The sequence below is a fragment of the Sphingobacterium sp. genome, assembly GCF_032065005.1.
Lineage (GTDB): Bacteria > Bacteroidota > Bacteroidia > Sphingobacteriales > Sphingobacteriaceae > Sphingobacterium.
Window position 1 is genome coordinate 198,172 of sequence record NZ_DAMBMM010000005.1, and the last position, 19,875, is coordinate 218,046.

Below are 19,875 nucleotides of genomic sequence, written 5' to 3' on the forward strand. Positions count from 1 at the left end.
TTCAAAGTTTTTATTTGCTATTCTGGATCAAATGCTGTAAATCGGGGTCGTTCTTAATACGCTCCATTTCGCTTTCTACAATATGCACAATGTCTGCTTTGACCTGCCTGTAATTGGCTTCAATGACCTGCTTCATATTGTCGTTGCCGTTTTCATCGGCAAAAGATAATATCTGCGGTATCTTCTTATATGCTTTGGTCTCGGCAGAAACCTTTTCGTTATCCACGACAATTTCAGCATGAAATATTTTCTGCTCGATACGCTCATCAAAGTTATCTGAAACAGACCCTACGAACATTCCCTGTGTCAAGGTAGATATTTTGGAAGCCGGAATAAGGCTGTCCAATTGGGTGGATATAGAAGTAGATTTGTCATTACGGTTGATAGTCATGCTTTGCCTTTTCTGCAACACTTTTCCAAAGCGTTCACTTAGATTCTTAGCTGTTTCGCCCACTACCTGACCGGAAAAAATATTACCCACGGTATTTTGGATGACCTTGCTTTCTTTATCGCCGTAATCCCTTATCAATTGTGAATAGTCTTGAAAGCCCAAACATACCGCAACCTTATTGCTACGTGCCGTTGCGATAAGATTATCCAAACCCCGAAAATATATCGTAGGCAACTCGTCTATTATAACGGAACTCTTTAACTTATCTTTCTTATTGATGAGTTTTACAATCCTCGAATTGTACAACCCTAAAGCGGACGAATAGATATTTTGGCGGTCGGGATTATTGCCCACGCACAAGATTTTCGGCTCTTGGGGATTGTTGATGTCCAGTGAAAAATCATCACCCGTCATCACCCAATAAAGCTGTGGCGAAATCATCCGTGACAATGGAATTTTTGCCGATGCTATCTGCCCCTGCAATTGGTCTTGCGCTCCGCCCTGCCACGCATCCATGAAAGCCGACAGGTAATTTTCGAGTTCGGGATATGAGGTCAGTATCGTAAAAACGTCTGCATATTTTTTATTCAGCAATTCAATAGCATGGGGGAATGTACAATACTTTCCATCTTCATAGATTTTCAGATACCAAATGATTGAGGCAAGCAATATAATTGGACTTTCCACGAAAAAATCCCCTTGCTTCAAAATCCACGACCTGTTAAGGTTAAGCATGATGGTATAAGAGGCTTCGTAGGCATCGGATATATCCGTCATAAAGGCAGGGCTTAGCGGATTGCATCGGTGGCTACGGCGTGGGTCGTCAAAATTGATAACATAAAATTTCGGCTTTACCTTATACTTATCGGAATGTTTCAGCAAATGGTTGTAGGCAATCGTGGAAAGGTCGTCAAACTTAAAATCGTAGATATACATCGCAAATCCCTTTTCGATATGTTGCTTGATGTAGTTGTTTACGATGGCGTAGGATTTTCCGGAGCCGGGAGTACCAAGCACAATCGAAGCCCGAAAAGGATTGACGATATTAACCCATCCATTGTTCCATTTGCCTTTGTAAAAAAACTTCGTTGGGAGATTGACCGAGTATTCATTTTCTATCAGACGGGTTTCCTGTTGGAAACTCTCGTTTTCATTATTGAAAACATCGTCCATCAGATTGTTGCGGAGCAGTCGGCTCATCCATACCCCTGCCATGAGCAAGGCTATATAACCCAAACTCGTTGTAAGGATATAAAGCGATGTGGCAACCCCTGCCGACAACTTTAACAATGGCGTGTTCAGAAAGAACAGCACAAAACCGATAACTAAGGCGGTGTAAATCTTAGCCCATGTTATCTTTTCATTCTTTACGCCTTTAGTGCCGAGACAGCTTAACGCCAATAACAGCAAGGCAAAAATCTTGGTGTAAAGGGTGTGGGCAAATAGCCCTGCGGTACGGTTGAAATTGGTCAGTATCTTGCCGATAATTTCCAGTGTCCATCCACGTTCGGCAAAGAACCCGTAACAGAACCAATAAAAGTGCATCAGTACCAAAAGAATACTTACAGCACGCATAAAAGCCATGATTTTGGCTAATCCTCTCAAATCGTCTTCTCCTTGCATAACAAAAAATTTTAGTGATGCAGGAAATTTAGAGGCTATTTAAAAGGGCTTATCCAAAGCGGTGTCGGATGGCTTTTGGGGGCTTAGTTTGGCTGAGTATCGTAGAAGCAGAAAAGGTAAAACTCGCTATTGAGTATCAAGAACAATTTTTTGTACCTTTGTTCCTAACAAAAACTAAAATATTTAATCCAATGAAGCTATAAGTAACTGTCCAAAAAAGAAATGATAGCTCATCACTTTTGCATAAGTGATGAAGAAATCTATTACAAACTTAAATTTATTACAATGACACAGTTACAAATGATTGATACAACCAAATCAATAGCTCAACAAGACGAAAATGTTTCCGCAGTTTTAATGTATGGTTCGTTTACCAAAAATGAGGGCGACCAATATTCTGACATCGAGTTTTATATTTTTCTGAAAAGCAAAGAAAATTTTTCTGCCGAAAAGTGGGTAAATCAGATTTATCCGACAGCGTTATATTTTACGAATGAATACGGAAGTGAAGTTGCCATTTTTGAGAACCTGATTAGAGGCGAATTTCATTTTTTAACAGTAAATGAGATTGACGTTATAAAATCGTGGGAGGGTTTTGTATCGTTCAGTGATTTTGACCAAATGAACTTAATTGACAAAAACGGTCTTTTGACTGAAACGCTTAATCAAATAAAAACAAAATTCCCCGACCGAACTACAAATGAAAACATTTTACTTTTAAGTAAATCATTACTAAATGTATTATTGACAACAAACAATTTGATTAAACGAGAGGAATACGCTCACGCTTACCAAAGTCTGTCGAACGTACAAAAGTATTTACTTTGGTTAATCCGAATAGCAACAAATCAAACCAATCATTGGGAAAGTCCGACAAAAAGTCTTGAAAAAGACATTGATAAAGATTGGTATTCAGCATTTAGATTGACAACATCTGATTTGGACGCCGACAATTTAAAAACAGCTTTCCAAAATTCATTGAACTTATCAAAAAAGCTGTTTGATGAATTAGGTGTTAAGACAGACCTAAAACGACTACTACATAGGATTGAATAAGCCGAAATTTTCTATTTCTTTATGTGGTTGGGAAATGTTTATTGCTTGTAATCTATTCTGACAAATGCGGTTAACCCATCCACTCTGTTAAACGTGGCATTCAAAGCTAAAACCATCAATGACCAGATGTTAATCCTGGTCTTTGATGGTCAAAAAAGCTATTGTTGTCTTCCATGCCTTTTGCGTTTCTTCTTTTTCTTCATACGGTTGTCAAATTCCTGTTCCTCGTAGTCTTCGCCCTGTGCCTCCGGCAGTAGCCCACCCAATCCGTCTATCAACAAATCGTCGGTCTGCTGTCCTTTATTAAGGAAGTTAAAAAGTGAATGGGCTTCCTCTTTCTTTACGGTGTTGCCTGTGGTCGATGACTGATTTTGTGCGTTCGTTTTTTCAGCTTCTTGGCGTTGTCCAACCGTCTGCCTGTTCCACCAATCGTTAAAGACATTCGCCGATAGGTTTTTGCCCAAAGCTGAACCGTTCCAAACGGTACGGCTTTCGTGGTCGATAAAAGTCATACCGTAGATACGCCCCTCATCGTTGCGCCGTACCACGGTATTGATGCCCTGCTCCAATAATTGCTTTTTAAAATCGGTTTCGTTTGTAGCGGTGTGCATTGCCACTTCAATGGTGCTTTTGAGTACGGCTCTTACGGGGTCAGCTTTCATTTTCTCTTTAGCCTTTGCGAATTGGTTTTGCAGTCCGTCCAGTCCTGCCTGTTTGCCGAAAAGGGATGCCTTAAAAGGATTGCTCGCTTTTTCGCCCGGTTCGTTCAATGCAAAATAGACAAGCCCATTTTTGGGCTGTCCGTGCAATTCCCCTTTGACTTCCTCTGCGGTGATATTGAAAAGCGAAAGCAACGCGTTGTACGCTCCGAGGCTTGCGTACCCGTAATACATCGGCAGGTGTCGCACCACCGATGCGATTTGGCTCTTAACGTCTCCGGCTCTGTAATCCACGGGACGGAATACCTGCTCGTTTCCGGTACGCTGTTTTTCCGTTGCAGGTATGAGGTTATACGTTTGCTCCAAATCCCGACAGATTGCCATCGAACGTGGATGGTCGTAACTATCCGGTAACTTCTTCCCGTCCAAACCCACACAGACCGTTACGATATGGATATGGGTACGTTCAATATCGGTATGCTTGAAAACAACATAAGGTTGATTGCCGTACCCCATACGCTCCATATACTCCTGCGCCATTTTTACGAACTGCCCATCGCTGACCCTATCCGCAGGATCAGGGTTCAGCGATATGTGGCGCACAGGCTTTTCCGTTTTGATATTTGCGGACAGATACGGCTCAAAACACTGGTGCAGGTAACTGGTCGAATAGGTATTATCCAACGTTTCGGGTATTCTGTTCAACAACAAAACCTGCCTGTTTTCACTATCAATTTTCTTTTGGTTGTATGAAATTGCACCGTACAAATTCTCACCCTTGCCAATCTTTGCTATCATCTTATCTGTGTTTTTGCAGGTGTTCTTTTTCAAATTCCTGTGTTAGCTCAATCACTTTCCGGCACAAGTCCGCCATTTCTGCGGTCTGTTTTTCCAGTTTAAAGAGGTAAGCCGATGCCTTTTTCTCCGAGAAATTGCGGTAAAGTATCTTCACGATTTGGTTGTAGTTCACGCCAACGGCTCTGAACTGGCTGTAAAAATTGGTCAGCCTCGTATGAAAATCGACTGCATCCATATCAATTTTTATGGTCTTGATTGGCTTCTGAAAAATGCAGGCTGTAATAAAATGTGCCATTACTTTCATTCCCGATTGCTCGAACAGCGTAAGGAACTGTGCATTTTCCATGTCGTTGAGACTAATCGAATAACGGTGGATGGCAGGGTCTTTCTTAGGCTTGCGACCAACTTTATTTGTTCGGTTTGTTCTGTTGTTTTCCATATCTAAATCCATTAATAACCGAGCTTCAGCGAGCTCAACTTTAGTTAATTATCATAAACCCCGACTTCGGAGGGTGTTTTCCAAGCCCCCTGCAAGGGCAAGTGGTTTTGAGATGCGGAATTTATTTCGAGCATCTCAAAACATAACTTGCTCTGTTCGGGTGAACAGAAAATCCGCCCTACGGGTCGGATTGGGTAAAGCGGAAAAAAACGGCTTTGTGCCGTTCCGCCAATAGTTTCCATTCTCCAATGACTTTTCCATTCACCTCTTGAATTTAAGCCTTTACAAAGTAAGGGTAGCTTTTCCAAAGCATTGCCCTATTACTCCCGACCAAACATTGCCAACAAATGCCCCAAACTACCGCATTAAAAGAGTGCATCGGAATAACCTGCTTCTTTGTGCTATCAGTCACGCAAGCCTGTTTGCAGGCATCCGCTCCCGATGGCAATGCTGAATGACGGAGCGCAGGAATGCCGGAACGCATGACGGCATTCCAAACGGCAGGCAGACCGGACGGCATGAACGCTATCCGGTAGCCATTCCATCGGGCAGGACGACAGGCAAGCCATCGGTCTTGCCTGTATGGAAGCCGGAATGACGGCACGGCTGACTGAATGGATGACGGCAAGCCGGACAGACGGCATTGTATCAAGACCGCCGGAGAGCGTGCAGGGATGACAGCCCCGTTCCATGCAGGACGGCAGGCAGTCCACGGAAATAGAAACTTAAAAATAGAATAGAAATGGAAGCAACAAACAGGACAAAATTCATTGCTTTTTCAAGCCAAAAAGGAGGCGTTGGAAAAAGCACGTTTACAACCGTTACGGCAAGCATACTCCATTACCAAATGGGTTATAACGTAGCCGTCTTTGACTGCGATTACCCACAGCACAGCATCTGTCAGATGCGAGAACGGGATTTGAAAGCGGTCATGCAGAACGAGATATTGAAAAAACTGGCACACCGCCAATTCTCGACCATCAACAAGAAAGCCTATCCGGTATTGCAAAGTAGGGCCGACAATGCCCTAACGGATGCGGAAGCATTTATACAGTCCTCGGCTGTTCCCGTGGATATGGTCTTCTTCGACTTGACGGGCACGGTGAACACTTTGGGCTTACTGAATACACTGGCAGGAATGCACCATATCTTTTCGCCCATCACGGCAGACCGTGTGGTTATGGAAAGTACATTGAGCTTTACCGATGTGCTGACCAACGTCCTTATGAAACACGGGCAGACCTCCATCGAAACCATAAGGCTGTTTTGGAACATGGTCGATGGCAGGGAAAAATCGCACCTGTACGAAATCTACGGCAATGTCATTAAGGAGGTCGGACTGCAAGCGATGGAAACACGTATTTCCGACAGCAAGCGTTTCCGCAAGGAAAGTGAAGCAACGGCAAAGACCGTCTTCCGCTCCACGCTGTTACCTCCCGATAAAAGATTGATGAAAGCCTCCGGCTTGGATTTGTTCATCAATGAATTTCTAAGAACCGTCAAATTTTAACTGCTATGGACAACGAAAACAAGAAAAAGCCGAATGCCCCGATTGACGAGGCATATCTCATGTCCATTATGGCAGGTGAAACAAAGAAGCCCCAACAGGCGGTAGCCCCCCAAGAGCCGAGCGCAGAGCCGACAAAGGAAACCATTACGGAAAAGCCCGTAACCAAAGAGCGTACCCGACAAAAAAGGGCTTCCGGCACAGGCTATGGTGAGCGTTTTCTCAACAGCCATACCATGACACGCCGTGGCGATAAGAGCATCTACATCCGGCAGGAATACCACGAACGGCTTTCCCGTATCGTGCAGGTTATCGGCGAGGATAAGATACCCCTATATGCCTATTTGGACAATATTCTCGAACATCATTTTGAACAGTTCGAGAAAGCCATCACCGATGATTTCAACAATAAGTTTAAACCCATTTTTTAAAATATTCGATTATGAAAAAGGAACAGCAAAACCAACCTAAAAAGGTACTGCAAATTGCCCGATATAAGTCAGCTTTTTTAAGACCGACCGGTGTTGTAGCACGGTGCGGAAAGTCGGTATATATCTGCCCGGACTTCCACAAGAAACTATCCCGTATCGTCTGTATTCTCGGAGAGGGAGATATTACGCTTACCGATTACCTGCACAGTGTATTGAAACACCACTTTGAGGATTTCGGCGAGGAAATAAATACAATCCATGCCCGAAACCAAAAGCCAATCTTATAGCTATGGAAACATTGATTGTAATATGCCTTATCATCGTCATTATCCTTTTGCTGAAAGATAAGGTGGTCATCCATAAGAACGTCCGCAAGGAGTTAAAGCCGGAAAAGGAAAGCCCCGACCTGCCGGATATTATGGGTCTTCCCAAGCCCGTGGAACGCCACACCTTGCCACTGAATGCCACAAAGAGCCAATCGGGCGAACGTGACGGGATAGCTGATAATTTTGGAACAGAAACCTACGGGATAGGTTTTGGATTGGAAAATCCGCAGATTGAGGGTGAGCCGGATGAAGTTTTCGGGAGTATGTCCGATTTTGAAAATGAGGAAGACGAATGGGATGAATACGGGTTTGAGGACAGCGACAATGAGTTTGCCACAGGGGTTACCTTTGATGAACTGACGACCGTGGGGGCATGGTTGGAGCAAGAGGCACCAGAGCCTGCCCTGCAACAGAAAGCGGTGGATATAGTTCAGCGATTACATGGAACGGAATTGTTCGGTCTGCTCGAAAACTCAATGGAGGGGGCTTCACGGAAGATTGCAGAATTGTTGGATAAGAGCCTCTCCGCCGGAACGGATTTCAGTTCTCCCGATTTGCGGAAAAGTGATTTGGAGGGTTTTGATATTGGGGAGTTTGTCTGACACAGAATTATTTTAATAGAGCCTGAAATTTAGCTTTTCAGGCTCTATTTATTTTTACATTCACTTTGCCAACTTCAATATCCTATACGCTCCCCTTGCTACAACGACAAATACAATCACTCCGATAATCAAATCAGGATAACTGGAATTAAGCCAATTGACCAAAAGGCCTGCGACAATAACGCCCGAATTAATAATAACATCGTTTGACGTAAAAATCATTGAAGCCTGCATGTGTGCTTCTTTACTTTTGTTCTTTTGCAATAGGTAAAGACAAAGTACGTTAGCTATCAGCGCCAAAATAGAAACAATAATCATTGTTTTGAAATCGGGCATCGTTTCTATTCCGATAAAACGTCTGATAACTTCAACGAAACCGATAACCGCTAATAGAATTTGAAAGTAACCTGCAAATTTGGCAATGTTGTTTTTCCTTAAAATCGTCCCCCCAACAGCAAACAAAGCCAATGCGTAAACAATACTGTCGGCAAGCATATCCAAGCTGTCTGCTACCAACCCCATTGAATTGGAAAAAATACCGAACAGCATTTCTAATCCAAAGAAAAGGAAGTTAATAATCAGTACAGCCCAAAGTAGTTTTCGTTGGTTATTGTGTGTATCTGTTTCAATAACTGCGTTATTTTCTTCGGTGGAAAGTAATGTTGTATTCAGGTTCAGTGCTTCCAAAGCCGAAAAAATCGGCTCTGGGTTTCCACTATGATAAACATTCAATTTTCTATTAGGAATATCAAAATCTAATGACTTTACCGTATCGAAATTTTGCAATTTCATACGAATTAATTGCTCTTCACTTGGGCAATCCATTTTAGTTATATTAAATATCGTTTTATTCATGTTTTTAAAGTCTAAATTTTATCCCTCCGTTAATTACAAATCCGTCCAATGGTGCATAGATGTCTTTAAAAACAGGGTTGGTTATCGTTCCTGTATAAATGTTGTCAAAACGTGTCTGTCTTGTATCAAGGAAATTTTCAAAGTTGATGTACAAAGAAAATCTTTCCCAAATCTTTTCAGCCATAAAGCCACACATCCAATACTCTTTTCCTGCTGTCCCGTCGTTCAGCTTTTGCGGACTGAAATAATAGGCTTCCAAACCAATCTTCCATTCGTCTTCTATTTCATACATCAATACAGAATTAACCCGATGTTTTGGGGTTAGCGGATTGTCGGTAGTTATTCCGTTTTCAATCAAGCGGGTATCGGTAAAGGTGTAGCCCAAAAACAGTTTCAAATCGTCATAGCCGATTTTGATATTAGTTTCTGTTCCTTTGGTATGGATGTAGCCGGAGGAGTTGATAAATTGATAAGTGTTTGCCGCTATATTTTGAAGTAACAAAGGATTATCCAAATAGGTGTAAAAGAATAAATGATTGATGCTAAAAGTCCAGTCATCACTAATATTAGTACGATAGTTGATGTCTGCATTTGCTCCGTAACTTCTTTCTAATTTATTGGTATTATCGTCAATAGGCATTACGTTTTGATATTGTATGCGTTCGCTTTCTTCGGTAAAAATGGTTGGTGTTTTGTAGCCAAATCCACCCCCGATACGTGAAGTCAATCCGTTTGCAATCTGAAACAATGCCGAAACTCTTGGTAAAAAAACTGCTCCGTAATCGACCACATAATCCGTTCTTAAACCCGCTTCCATTTGAAGCCAATCCGTAGCCTCAAAAGAATTTTGCACAAAAGCGCCAAAAGTCGTCTGGGTGTAATCCCTCATCGGAAATGTGGTCATCTGTTTTTCCTTAAAATTGTCCGTCCAAAGATTAACACCTGTCACCCATTCCGATTTTTCTTTGCTGTGGGTATAACTTGCTTCTGTAAAAGTCGCCGTTTGTGTTCCCTCAAACTCGTAATTGGGAATAGCTGTATTGCGGTTAAAATAACTTACGCTATTTTTTACTTGTATAAAACTGTTTTCATTTACCGTATGGTCAAAAACAAATTGAGTAGAATAACGCTGTGTTTTGTTTTCTTCAAAATATTGATGTGTATTATCTCCTTTGCCTTTGATGTACAGCATATCGCCACCCAAACGGTTTTCAATGGTGGTGTTAATGCCAAAGTTCATTTTTGTTCTATCATTGAAGTAAACAAATAATTTAGGGTTCAGCACATACCTTTCAAATTGGGGGATGGCAGAAAGTCCGATTTTTGCAGGGTCGTAAGCTACGTTACGATTGTGTGAAGCAAATATGGTTGTTCCAATTTTATTGAATTTTTGTCCGTAAAAACCATTGATGTCTAAACCTCTACCTGATGTCCCATTTAAATGAAAACGCAAATCCCTCTCTTCTGTCGGTGTCTTGGAAATTAGATTGACCAAACCTGCTATTGCTCCACCACCGTACAGCGTGGAAGTTGAACCCTTAATAAGTTCAACTTGCTTTAAGTCAAGTGGTGGAATTTGCAACAAACCTAACCCACTCGAAGCACCCGAATAAATCGGAAAACCGTCTTTTAAGATTTGCGTATATCGTCCGTCAAGTCCTTGGATACGAATACTTGCATTGGCACTTGTGGGCGATGTCGTTTGCACATGAATACCTGTACTTTCACTCAAAAGCATACGGATGTCACCGGCTTTCATGTTGCCTTTTTCATCCAATTCCTCACCACCAATAAATTCAATACGTGTAGGGATATTTTGGATGGTTCTCGTGCTTCTTGTGGATGAAATGACAACTTCCTCCAATTGTTCGGAACTATCATCGAGTAGGATTTCAACAACACTGGTGTCCGTTAACGGAAATTGAAAATTATCGATGCGTTCATTAAAACCGATATAGCTAAAATGTATTGATTGCAGTCCGTTGGGAATATCTAATAAAGTGATTTGTCCGTTTTCATTAGATGTTGTTGCAATTGCAGTTCCTGTAATCTGTACGGTTACTCCCATTAAAGGCTCTTTTTTTTCGCTGTCTTTAATTACAGCTTTGAATGTGTTTTGTGCAAATGCACAAAAACCGAGTGCCATAAAAAATGACACAATTAATATTCTTTTCATTGAAAAAATAATGATTAAATGAATGATTGCGGTGCTATGCACCGCAAGTAATAAACTGTGCTGAAAGCACTACATATTACACAAGCTGTGGGGGATGCCAAACAGAAAAGGGGAAGTCTGAAACAGGTGATGCTATTATTCTGCTTATTTTCATTTCAGGTTGCTTGACAACGTGTGGAATTGAAAAATGAAGTAAAGTTACTACAAACCCTGTACACGTTTTGCAAGTGAAAAAAGGCGAGCAACATTCTTTATCACAATCATCTTCATTCTGTTCTTGGTTGTCTGCTATCTGAAATGTTCGGTCATGGCATTTATCTTCCATAAAGCACGGTGCTGTTGATAAAATCAACACCATTAAAGCTAATATGAATGATAAATATTTCATTATGCGAAGATAGTAAAAACCTTTCCCTTTGTAAACATTATCCTGTAGATATAAACCTTTTTTCTTTATCTAAATCGCCATACCCTGCCAATTAATTCCGCTGATTTCCAGTTTCCCATAACGCTTCGATTTTCATAAGACTTTTGTTGCGAAAGCCCGCAAGGTGTGGGAATTAGTAACAAATTAATTCAGTTAAATCATGGAAAAACGAAGCAAAAAAGTGTCGCTGACAGGCGTTGCGTTACTGTCAGCATTCGGTGTGTTCGCACAGGGCGACGGCTCGGCAGGCATCCAAGAAGCCACGCAGATGGTAACGAGTTACTTCGACCCTGCAACTCAACTCATCTATGCGATTGGGGCGGTGGTTGGGCTAATCGGAGGTGTAAAGGTGTACAACAAATTTAGTAGCGGTGACCCCGATACAAGCAAGACGGCTGCGTCGTGGTTCGGGGCTTGTATCTTCTTAATCGTAGCGGCGACCATTCTCCGCTCATTCTTCCTTTAAACTGGCGTATTATGAGCAATTACAATATCAATAAAGGCATTGGGAGAACGGTCGAGTTCAAAGGACTGAAAGCACAGTACCTGTTCATTTTCGCCGGAGGCTTGCTCGGTGTGCTTGTCCTCGTCATGATTATGTACATGGCAGGTGTAAACTCTTACATCTGTCTGTTCATCGGAGCAGGCGGTGCATCGCTCATCGTGTGGCAGACATTCGCATTGAACGGCAAATACGGCGAACATGGCTTGATGAAAGTCGGGGCAAAGAAAAGACATCCGAAATACATCATCTGTCGCAGAGCTGTACACCGCTATTTGAAGTTCAACACTAAATCCAATACCCTATGAGAAATACTGCAAAAGTCACAACGTTGGAAAGCAAGTTTCCATTACTGGCGGTGGAACACAACTGCATCATTTCAAAGGATGCAGACATCACGGCTTGCTTTCGGGTACACCTGCCGGAACTGTTCACTGTGGCATCGGCGGAGTACGATGCCATACACTCGGCATGGCACAAGGCTATCAAGACCCTGCCGGACTATACCATTGTCCACAAACAGGATTGGTACATCAAGGAAAGTTATGCGCCGGATATTGCACAGAACGACCAGAGTTTTCTTGCAAAGTCCTATCAACAGCATTTCAACGAACGTCCTTTTTTAAACCATTACTGCTACCTGTTCCTCACCAAGACAACCAAAGAGCGGATGCGGATGCAGAGCAACTTTAGTTCGCTTTGCAGAGGTGTCCTCATCCCGAAAGAAATTCGGGATAAAGAAACCGTCCGCCGTTTCATGGAGACGGTTGCACAGTTTGAGCGGATTATCAATGATAGCGGTTTTGTGAAACTGGAACGCTTGACCGAGGATGACATCATCGGCACAAGCGACACACAGGGTCTGCTCGAACAGTACCTTACCCTGTCGAGGGAAGCCGGAACGCCCATGCAGGATATAGCTTTGGGCAGTGAAGATGTGCGTATCGGCAACAAAAGGCTGTGCCTGCACACCCTGTCCGATACGGACGATTTGCCGGGCACGGTATCGGCAAATACAAGGTATGAAAAGCTGTCCACGGACAGGAGCGATTGCCTGTTGTCCTTTGCCTCTCCCGTGGGCTTGCTCCTTAGCTGTAACCATATCTATAACCAGTACCTGTTTTTGGATAACAGCGATGAGAACCTGCGCAAGTTTGAAAAGTCAGCCCGTAATATGCACTCACTGGCAAGGTATAGCCGTGCCAATCAGATTAACAAAGAGTGGATTGAAAGGTATCTGAACGAAGCGCACAGCTTCGGGCTATCCTCCATCCGTGCGCACTTCAATGTGATGGCGTGGTCGGATAATCCAAGCGAACTCAAACAGCTAAAGAACGACACGGGCAGTGCGCTCGCTTTGATGGAATGCAGACCGAGGCATAACACGGTGGATGTTGCCACGCTGTATTGGGCAGGCATGCCTGGCAATGCAGGCGATTTTCCGGCAGAGGAAAGTTTCTATACGTTCATCGAACCTGCATTATGTTTCTTCACCGAGGAAACCAACTACCAAAGTTCGCCATCGCCTTTCGGTATAAAAATGGCGGACAGGCTCACGGGCAAACCCATCCACTTGGACATTTCCGACCTGCCCATGAAAAAAGGCATTATCACGAACCGCAACAAATTTATTTTGGGGCCATCGGGTTCGGGCAAGTCTTTTTTCACCAATCACATGGTGCGCCAATACTACGAACAGGGCGCACACGTCCTGCTCGTGGACACAGGTAATTCCTATCAAGGACTGTGCGAGTTGATTAAGGGAAAGACCAAAGGTGAAGATGGTGTGTATTTTACCTACACAGAGGACAACCCGATTGCATTCAACCCGTTTTATACGGATGACGGCGTATTCGACATTGAGAAAAGGGAAAGTATCAAAACGCTCATCCTTACACTTTGGAAGCGTGACGATGAACCGCCGACCCGTTCAGAGGAAGTGGCGTTATCCAATGCCGTGAGCGGTTACATCGACCGTATCAAGCAAAGCGGTGAATATCCCTCTTTCAATGGATTTTATGAGTATGTAAAAGGTGATTACAAAAAAGTACTGAAAGAAAAACAGGTAAGGGAAAAAGACTTTGACGTTGCAGGTTTCCTCAACGTATTAGAGCCTTACTATCGTGGTGGCGAGTACGATTACCTGCTCAATTCAGACAAGCAACTTGACCTGCTTTCCAAACGCTTTATCGTGTTTGAAATTGATGCGATTAAAGACCACAAAATCCTCTTTCCCATAGTGACCATTATCATTATGGAGGTCTTCATCAACAAGATGCGCAGGCTCAAAGGTGTGCGTAAACTGATACTCATTGAGGAAGCATGGAAAGCCATTGCCAAAGAGGGAATGGCAGAGTACATCAAGTACCTTTTTAAGACCGTTCGCAAATTTTTTGGTGAGGCTATCGTGGTCACGCAGGAAGTGGATGACATCATCCAGTCACCCGTGGTCAAGGAAAGTATCATCAACAATTCCGACTGTAAAATCCTCTTAGACCAACGCAAGTACATGAATAAGTTTGACGACATCCAAGCGATGCTCGGACTGACGGAAAAGGAAAAATCCCAAATCCTTTCCATCAACATGAACAACGACCCGTCAAGGCTTTACAAAGAGGTGTGGATTGGGCTTGGCGGTACGCATTCCGCCGTGTATGCCACAGAGGTATCGCTCGAAGAATACTTAGCGTACACCACGGAGGAAACGGAAAAAATGGAGGTCATGCAACTGGCATCCGAACTGGACGGCAATGTAGAACAAGCCATTAAGCGTATCGCCCTCCAAAGACGTGAAAAATCAAATAGTTATTAATCATTTAAAAAAATCAGAACAATGAAGAAAGTAATGTTACTGGTGTCTACGGCATTTATGCTTGCCGTTGCACCGTCCGCTAAGGCACAATGGGTAGTTACCGACCCTGCAAACCTTGCATCGGGTATCATCAACAGTGCGAATGAAATCATACAGACCTCATCCACCGTGTCCAACGTGGTTAAGAATTTCAATGAGGTAAAAAAGGTGTATGAGCAAGGCAAGGAATATTACGACAAACTGAAAGCCGTGAGCAACTTGGTGAAAGATGCCCGAAAAGTACAACAAACGGTGTTGCTTGTGGGGGATGTGTCCGAAATGTATGTAAACAATTTCGGCAAGATGATGAACGACCCGAATTTCAGCCCACAGGAACTGACGGCAATCGCCAACGGTTATTCCACGCTCTTGAACGAGAGTACCGAACTGCTCAAAGAACTGAAACAGATTGTTACCTCAACCTCGCTATCCCTCAATGACAAGGAACGTATGGACATTATTGATAAGGTGTATAAAGAGGTCAAGGATTACCATAGCCTTGTCCGCTATTACACCAACAAGAATATCTCCGTGAGCATTTTGAGGGCTAAGAAACAGAACAACACCCAAAGGGTGCTTGAACTGTACGGTACTGCTGAACAAAAATACTGGTAAACTATGGAATGGAACAATCTTCACGAACTCCTGCGCTCGCTGTACGATGAGATGCTCCCACTGTCCGCCGATATGGCGACAGTGGCAAAGGGCATCGCCGGATTGGGCGCACTGTTCTACGTAGCACTGAAAGTGTGGCAGGCTTTGAGCCGTGCTGAACCGATAGACGTGTTTCCGCTCCTGCGACCTTTCGCCATCGGGTTTTGCATTATGTTCTTCCCGACCATCGTATTGGGAACTATCAATGCAGTAATGTCACCTGTGGTAAAAGGCACACATGCCATGCTCGAAAATCAGGTGCTTGACCTCAACCAATTGCAACAGCAAAAAGATCAGTTGGAACGGCAAGCCATGCTCCGCAATCCCGAAACCGCTTACCTCGTAAGCGATGAGGAATTTGATAAGAAACTGGACGAATTGGGATGGTCTCCGTCCGATTTGGCTACCATGTCGGGAATGTACCTTGACCGACAAGCCTATAAGATAGAAAAAGCCATAAAGGAATGGTTTCGCAACCTTTTGGAGATACTTTTCCAAGCATCGGCACTGGTCATAGATACCATACGGACGTTCTTTCTTATCGTGCTGTCCATACTCGGGCCGATAGCCTTTGCGATAAGTGTGTGGGATGGTTTCCAGTCCACACTTACGCAATGGCTGACCCGATATATCAGCGTGTACCTATGGTTGCCCATATCCGATAAGTTCAGCTCCATACTTGCGAAAATACAATCGCTTATACTGGAACGGGATATTGAAATGCTTGCCGACCCTACATATATCCCCGACACATCCAACACGGTGTATATCATCTTCATGCTGATTGGGATTGTGGGCTACTTCACCATCCCAACGGTGGCAGGTTGGGTTATCCAAGCCGGAGGCGCAGGGAACTTCATGCGCAACGTCAATCAGACGGCATCGAAAACCGGAAACATCGCCGGAGCGGGAACGGGGGCAGTTGCAGGTAACATCGGTGGCAGGTTAATGAACAAATAATAAAAATCAGAAACAATGGAATTTAAGACACTAAGAAACATAGAAAACAGCTTTAGGCAAATACGTCTGTATGCCATTGTATTTGCCGTACTCTGCATCGCAGTGGTAGGATATGCGGTATGGCAGTCCTACCAGTTTGCGGAGGCGCAACGCCAAAAAGTATATGTACTGGACAACGGTAAATCCTTGATGCTGGCACTGTCACAGGATGCAAGCATCAACAGACCTGTTGAGGCAAGGGAACACGTAAGGCGTTTCCATGAACTGTTCTTTACGCTCGCACCGGATAAGAACGCCATCGAAAGCAACATGAAAAGAGCTTTTAATCTTGCTGACAAATCGGCGTTCGATTATTACAAAGACCTTTCGGAAAAAGGGTACTACAACCGTATCATTTCGGGGAATGTGCAACAGCGTATCGAAGTGGACAGCGTGGTCTGCAACTTCGATACCTATCCGTATGCGGTAAGAACGTATGCCAAACAATTTATCATCCGGTCAAGCAACGTCACAAGGCGAAGCCTTGTGACCTCTTGCTATCTCGTGAACTCCGTCCGCTCGGACAACAACCCACAGGGTTTCAATATCGAAAAGTTTGCCGTGTTGGAAAACAGAGACGTAGAAGTTATAGACCGCTAAAATCAAGATTATGGAAGCAATATCAGATTTGAACACGTTTGCCAAAATCCTTACCGCAAAAGGATATGACGGCTATTTCCATACGCAGGGAGCGTATGCCGGAAAGTTGAAAGACAGTATAAGTGAATACCTCGAAAACTGCCGAAATGGTACGGAGGGCGCACCAAAGTCACAGTTATTATTGACGGGCTTTCTACAATGGGCAGGCGAAGACAAGCCGTATGTAGAATGCTGTATGTGGGTGAAGTACCTAAACGGCAAATTCTTCCTCAATAAAATGGAAGTTGCAAGAAAAGACCAATTCGGGCAATTACTGAAACAATCGGAATTGACCGACCTGTCCGTGGTTACCGTTCCCAAAGCAAGGGAGGCAATCGCTATGGTGAGCGATGCACCGGAGCAAAAGACGGTTGACAGGCGGAAGCGGTTCAGCCTTTAAAACGGATTAAGGCATGAAAAATCTAAGAACAACAATCAGTAATTGGCTTGACAAGCTCGATGGACAGTGGCGGACGATGCCTGTTAAAAAACAGCATCGCTATACGCTACTGCTCTTTTTGGGCTATGCGCTATTGTCCTTTGTCGTGCTGTTAAAAGTGTGCTACGATGTAGCACAGTCCGATAATACCATGACCATTGAGCATATCGAAAACCCAATTAACAGGCAAAACAAATCCTCGGTTTCTCCGCAGGACAGTATTAACAAAATCTTAAAACGTAAAAACAATGAAAGAGAACAATAATGACAAAATCCGTTTTCTGTTCGGAAAAAAGGAAACGGAAAACGAAATGGATGCGACCCAAGAAGGGGCGCAGAACAAAGCCGACAAGCTAAAAAAGCCTATCATTTTTGCTCTTATGGGCGTGGTGTTCTTCGGCTGTATGTATTTAATCTTCAAACCATATTCCGATAAGCAAAAGGTTGAGGATATTGGTCTGAACGATGTCGTACCGCAGGCGAGCGATGCCGGGCTTCAATCCGATAAGCAAAAGGCTTATGAACAGGAAATGCTCGAACAGAAAATGGAGGAAAAGCGTAATGCGCTCCTGTCACTGTCCGACTATTGGAGCGAGGACAGTACCGCCGATCCGGAAGCGGAGCTACCGGATGAGGATTACGAAGACGGCTACGCTTACGGCGGTGGTACACGTAGGAACAGCAACCCTGCCCTGAACAGTTACCGCAATGCACAAAGTACGCTGACCTCGTTCTACGACAACAGCGATTACGAAATGCAGGAACTCCGCAGGCAGGTTGAGGAACTGAAAGAACAACTGGCAGAAAAGGACGTACCGCCCGTAACGACCGTGGATGACCAGTTGGCTTTGATGGAAAAGTCATACGAAATGGCATCCCGTTACCTGCCCTCAACTCCAACACAGACAGGTAATGCGGACACAACAGCTTCGGCAAAGAGTGCCTCGCAAAAGGAACATTTTGTGGCATTCACCCCTGTAAGGAAAAATACGGTTTCCGCATTGTATCGTGAACCGACCGACAGTGCTTTTTTGGCAAACTGGAACGAAACCCGAAACCGTGGCTTTTATACGGCAGATGTTTCGGAACAGGTCATACAGCCGAAAAACAGTATCAAGGCGGTAGTACAGAAAACGCAGGTCGTGATGGGCGAAAGCGGTGTACGGTTGCGCCTGTTGGAAACAGCGCAAACTCCCGTCCGTTCCATTCCGGCAGGAACGGTACTGACGGCAAATGCCAAGTTTCAAGGTGGCAGGTTGCAGTTAAAGGTAACGTCCATCGAATATGAGGGCAACATTATTCCGGTCGATATAACCGTGTATGATGTGGACGGACAGCAAGGGCTATATGTACCATATTCTCCCGAAATGAACGCCCTTAGCGAGATAGCTTCCAACATGAGCCAAACCTCCGGTACTTCTATCATGATGACACGCTCGGCAGGGCAACAGATGGCAGGCGACCTTTCCCGTGGTGTGGTGCAGGGCGTATCGGGTTACTTCTCCAAGAAAGTAAGGACACCGAAAGTAACGGTCAAAGCCGGTCATCAGATTTTCCTCGTTTCAAAAAATTAATGTTTAACTAAAATCAAAAAGAAAATGAAAGCAATATTTAAAAGCCTCATGGCAATGGTCTGTTTGATAGCCTTTATTACAGGTGCAAATGCACAGCAAGTGGCATCCAGTACAACAAAATTGAGCATGGGTAAGGTCGAGCCTTACGAAATGCAGGTGACGTACAGCAAGACCTCGCACCTCATATTCCCGTCCGCTATCCGCTACGTGGATTTGGGCAGTGAATACCTTATCGCAGGCAAAGCCGAAGATGCGGAAAACGTACTGCGTATTAAGGCAAGCGTAAGGGATTTTGACGAGGAAACCAATTTTTCGGTCATCACGGACGATGGTCGGTTTTACAATTTCAATGTCTTTTACAGTCCTTATCCGCTGGCGTTGAATTATGATTTGCTGACGATGCAAAAGGCATCGGACAGGGAAAACGGCAACGATGTGCTGTTTGAGGAATTGGGAGGCAATTCGCCGTCACTGGCAGGGTTGCTCATGGAAACGATTTACAAAAAGAATAAACGGATTGTAAAGCAAATCGGGTCGAAAAGCTACGGCATACAATTCCTGCTGAAAGGTATTTATGTTCACAACGGAAAATTCTATTTCCATACGGAACTGCGTAACAAAAGCAATGTACCGTTCAACATTGACTTTGTGAATTTCAAGGTAGTGGACAAAAAAGTCGCCAAGCGTACCGTGGTGCAGGAAAAGGCAATGAACCCGTTGCGGATGTATAAAACGCTCGGTGAAATTACGGGTAACAGCACCGACCAAAACGTGTTCCTGCTTGACCAGTTTACCATCACGGATGACAAGGTACTCGTGATTGAAATCTTTGAAAAGAACGGTGGCAGGCAACAGGTGTTGCAGGTGGAAAACTCCGACCTCGTACACGCCAAACTGATAAGCGATATGCACCTAAAGATTAATTAA

Annotated in this window: 21 protein-coding genes; 15 read left to right on the forward strand and 6 right to left on the reverse strand. The window is 43.9% G+C overall.

Going from position 1 to position 19,875, the window contains the following annotated elements:
• Window positions 1–10: 10 nt before the first annotated feature.
• Window positions 11–2,014, reverse strand: a complete 2,004-nt coding sequence (gene mobC / locus RT138_RS10375; protein ID WP_149914633.1) for a conjugal transfer protein MobC — start codon at window positions 2,012–2,014, stop codon at window positions 11–13.
• 285 nt (window positions 2,015–2,299) lie between these two features.
• Here mobC and RT138_RS10380 point away from each other — a divergent pair, with 285 nt between their 5' ends.
• Window positions 2,300–3,070 (forward strand): aminoglycoside 6-adenylyltransferase, encoded by a 771-nt coding sequence (locus tag RT138_RS10380; protein ID WP_149914634.1) that lies wholly within the window; start codon window positions 2,300–2,302, stop codon window positions 3,068–3,070.
• A gap of 158 nt (window positions 3,071–3,228) precedes the next feature.
• Here the strand turns inward: RT138_RS10380 and mobB are convergent, their stop codons facing one another.
• The 3 genes from mobB to RT138_RS10395 all read right to left on the reverse strand — a co-directional run bounded on the left by mobB (window position 3,229) and on the right by RT138_RS10395 (window position 5,570).
• Entirely contained in the window at window positions 3,229–4,527 is a 1,299-nt protein-coding gene (gene mobB, locus RT138_RS10385) for a conjugal transfer protein MobB (RefSeq protein ID WP_313190629.1), read from the reverse strand.
• A gap of 1 nt (window position 4,528) precedes the next feature.
• Window positions 4,529–4,966, reverse strand: coding sequence for a conjugal transfer protein MobA (gene mobA / locus RT138_RS10390; protein WP_160370907.1), 438 nt, complete (start codon window positions 4,964–4,966; stop codon window positions 4,529–4,531).
• A 274-nt stretch (window positions 4,967–5,240) separates the two neighbouring features.
• Entirely contained in the window at window positions 5,241–5,570 is a 330-nt protein-coding gene (locus RT138_RS10395) for a hypothetical protein (RefSeq protein WP_313190630.1), read from the reverse strand.
• A gap of 138 nt (window positions 5,571–5,708) precedes the next feature.
• Between RT138_RS10395 and RT138_RS10400 the strand changes: the two genes are divergently transcribed.
• Genes RT138_RS10400 through RT138_RS10415 form a run of 4 tightly spaced genes read left to right on the forward strand, consistent with a single transcriptional unit; the run spans window position 5,709 to window position 7,832 of the window.
• Complete coding sequence (locus RT138_RS10400) at window positions 5,709–6,476, forward strand: ParA family protein (RefSeq protein WP_313190631.1); 768 nt, start codon at window positions 5,709–5,711, stop codon at window positions 6,474–6,476.
• 5 nt (window positions 6,477–6,481) lie between these two features.
• The gene (locus RT138_RS10405) at window positions 6,482–6,904 is read left to right on the forward strand and encodes a DUF3408 domain-containing protein (RefSeq protein ID WP_099372164.1); all 423 of its coding nucleotides are present in this window, start codon (window positions 6,482–6,484) and stop codon (window positions 6,902–6,904) included.
• A gap of 11 nt (window positions 6,905–6,915) precedes the next feature.
• Complete coding sequence (locus RT138_RS10410) at window positions 6,916–7,191, forward strand: DUF3408 domain-containing protein (RefSeq protein WP_293885560.1); 276 nt, start codon at window positions 6,916–6,918, stop codon at window positions 7,189–7,191.
• Between the two features lie 2 nt (window positions 7,192–7,193).
• Window positions 7,194–7,832: a conjugal transfer protein TraD gene (locus RT138_RS10415; RefSeq protein ID WP_099372166.1), complete on the forward strand. Its 639-nt coding sequence runs from the start codon at window positions 7,194–7,196 to the stop codon at window positions 7,830–7,832.
• Between the two features lie 60 nt (window positions 7,833–7,892).
• Here RT138_RS10415 and RT138_RS10420 read toward each other — a convergent pair whose 3' ends face one another.
• Both RT138_RS10420 and RT138_RS10425 read right to left on the reverse strand, forming a co-directional pair.
• Window positions 7,893–8,687, reverse strand: coding sequence for a cation transporter (locus RT138_RS10420; protein ID WP_099372167.1), 795 nt, complete (start codon window positions 8,685–8,687; stop codon window positions 7,893–7,895).
• 4 nt (window positions 8,688–8,691) lie between these two features.
• Window positions 8,692–10,863, reverse strand: coding sequence for a TonB-dependent receptor (locus tag RT138_RS10425; RefSeq protein ID WP_099372168.1), 2,172 nt, complete (start codon window positions 10,861–10,863; stop codon window positions 8,692–8,694).
• A 587-nt stretch (window positions 10,864–11,450) separates the two neighbouring features.
• Here RT138_RS10425 and RT138_RS10430 point away from each other — a divergent pair.
• Genes RT138_RS10430 through traN form a run of 10 tightly spaced genes read left to right on the forward strand, consistent with a single transcriptional unit; the run spans window position 11,451 to window position 19,875 of the window.
• Window positions 11,451–11,756: a DUF4134 domain-containing protein gene (locus RT138_RS10430; protein WP_099372170.1), complete on the forward strand. Its 306-nt coding sequence runs from the start codon at window positions 11,451–11,453 to the stop codon at window positions 11,754–11,756.
• Window positions 11,757–11,767: 11 nt separating this feature from the next.
• Entirely contained in the window at window positions 11,768–12,100 is a 333-nt protein-coding gene (locus RT138_RS10435; protein WP_099372171.1) for a DUF4133 domain-containing protein, read from the forward strand.
• The gene (locus tag RT138_RS10440; protein ID WP_293885567.1) at window positions 12,097–14,604 is read left to right on the forward strand and encodes a TraG family conjugative transposon ATPase; all 2,508 of its coding nucleotides are present in this window, start codon (window positions 12,097–12,099) and stop codon (window positions 14,602–14,604) included. The genes RT138_RS10435 and RT138_RS10440 overlap by 4 nt, the downstream gene beginning before the upstream one ends.
• A 21-nt stretch (window positions 14,605–14,625) precedes the next feature.
• Window positions 14,626–15,258 (forward strand): DUF4141 domain-containing protein, encoded by a 633-nt coding sequence (locus tag RT138_RS10445; protein WP_293885569.1) that lies wholly within the window; start codon window positions 14,626–14,628, stop codon window positions 15,256–15,258.
• Between the two features lie 3 nt (window positions 15,259–15,261).
• Window positions 15,262–16,257 carry a conjugative transposon protein TraJ gene (gene traJ / locus RT138_RS10450; protein ID WP_313190632.1) on the forward strand — a complete coding sequence of 332 codons (996 nt, stop codon included), beginning with the start codon at window positions 15,262–15,264 and terminating at the stop codon, window positions 16,255–16,257.
• Window positions 16,258–16,272: 15 nt separating this feature from the next.
• On the forward strand, window positions 16,273–16,896 hold the full coding sequence (gene traK, locus RT138_RS10455; RefSeq protein WP_099372175.1) for a conjugative transposon protein TraK: 624 nt from the start codon (window positions 16,273–16,275) through the stop codon (window positions 16,894–16,896).
• A gap of 10 nt (window positions 16,897–16,906) precedes the next feature.
• Complete coding sequence (locus RT138_RS10460; RefSeq protein WP_099372176.1) at window positions 16,907–17,335, forward strand: hypothetical protein; 429 nt, start codon at window positions 16,907–16,909, stop codon at window positions 17,333–17,335.
• A 13-nt stretch (window positions 17,336–17,348) separates the two neighbouring features.
• Window positions 17,349–17,639, forward strand: coding sequence for a nitrogen regulatory IIA protein (locus RT138_RS10465; protein WP_099372177.1), 291 nt, complete (start codon window positions 17,349–17,351; stop codon window positions 17,637–17,639).
• Window positions 17,623–18,948, forward strand: a complete 1,326-nt coding sequence (gene traM / locus RT138_RS10470) for a conjugative transposon protein TraM (RefSeq protein WP_099372178.1) — start codon at window positions 17,623–17,625, stop codon at window positions 18,946–18,948. The genes RT138_RS10465 and traM overlap by 17 nt, the downstream gene beginning before the upstream one ends.
• 24 nt (window positions 18,949–18,972) lie before the next feature.
• Window positions 18,973–19,875: a conjugative transposon protein TraN gene (gene traN / locus RT138_RS10475; protein ID WP_313190633.1), complete on the forward strand. Its 903-nt coding sequence runs from the start codon at window positions 18,973–18,975 to the stop codon at window positions 19,873–19,875.

Excerpts from the sequence above, each read along its gene's own strand:
- mobC (WP_149914633.1), bottom strand. The coding sequence starts at position 2,014 with ATGCAAGGAGAAGACGATTTGAGAGGATTAGCCAAAATCATGGCTTTT.
- RT138_RS10380 (WP_149914634.1), top strand. The coding sequence starts at position 2,300 with ATGACACAGTTACAAATGATTGATACAACCAAATCAATAGCTCAACAA.
- mobB (WP_313190629.1), bottom strand. The coding sequence starts at position 4,527 with ATGATAGCAAAGATTGGCAAGGGTGAGAATTTGTACGGTGCAATTTCA.
- mobA (WP_160370907.1), bottom strand. The coding sequence starts at position 4,966 with ATGGAAAACAACAGAACAAACCGAACAAATAAAGTTGGTCGCAAGCCT.
- RT138_RS10400 (WP_313190631.1), top strand. The coding sequence starts at position 5,709 with ATGGAAGCAACAAACAGGACAAAATTCATTGCTTTTTCAAGCCAAAAA.
- RT138_RS10405 (WP_099372164.1), top strand. The coding sequence starts at position 6,482 with ATGGACAACGAAAACAAGAAAAAGCCGAATGCCCCGATTGACGAGGCA.
- RT138_RS10410 (WP_293885560.1), top strand. The coding sequence starts at position 6,916 with ATGAAAAAGGAACAGCAAAACCAACCTAAAAAGGTACTGCAAATTGCC.
- RT138_RS10415 (WP_099372166.1), top strand. The coding sequence starts at position 7,194 with ATGGAAACATTGATTGTAATATGCCTTATCATCGTCATTATCCTTTTG.
- RT138_RS10420 (WP_099372167.1), bottom strand. The coding sequence starts at position 8,687 with ATGAATAAAACGATATTTAATATAACTAAAATGGATTGCCCAAGTGAA.
- RT138_RS10425 (WP_099372168.1), bottom strand. The coding sequence starts at position 10,863 with ATGAAAAGAATATTAATTGTGTCATTTTTTATGGCACTCGGTTTTTGT.
- RT138_RS10430 (WP_099372170.1), top strand. The coding sequence starts at position 11,451 with ATGGAAAAACGAAGCAAAAAAGTGTCGCTGACAGGCGTTGCGTTACTG.
- RT138_RS10435 (WP_099372171.1), top strand. The coding sequence starts at position 11,768 with ATGAGCAATTACAATATCAATAAAGGCATTGGGAGAACGGTCGAGTTC.
- RT138_RS10440 (WP_293885567.1), top strand. The coding sequence starts at position 12,097 with ATGAGAAATACTGCAAAAGTCACAACGTTGGAAAGCAAGTTTCCATTA.
- RT138_RS10445 (WP_293885569.1), top strand. The coding sequence starts at position 14,626 with ATGAAGAAAGTAATGTTACTGGTGTCTACGGCATTTATGCTTGCCGTT.
- traJ (WP_313190632.1), top strand. The coding sequence starts at position 15,262 with ATGGAATGGAACAATCTTCACGAACTCCTGCGCTCGCTGTACGATGAG.
- traK (WP_099372175.1), top strand. The coding sequence starts at position 16,273 with ATGGAATTTAAGACACTAAGAAACATAGAAAACAGCTTTAGGCAAATA.
- RT138_RS10460 (WP_099372176.1), top strand. The coding sequence starts at position 16,907 with ATGGAAGCAATATCAGATTTGAACACGTTTGCCAAAATCCTTACCGCA.
- RT138_RS10465 (WP_099372177.1), top strand. The coding sequence starts at position 17,349 with ATGAAAAATCTAAGAACAACAATCAGTAATTGGCTTGACAAGCTCGAT.
- traM (WP_099372178.1), top strand. The coding sequence starts at position 17,623 with ATGAAAGAGAACAATAATGACAAAATCCGTTTTCTGTTCGGAAAAAAG.
- traN (WP_313190633.1), top strand. The coding sequence starts at position 18,973 with ATGAAAGCAATATTTAAAAGCCTCATGGCAATGGTCTGTTTGATAGCC.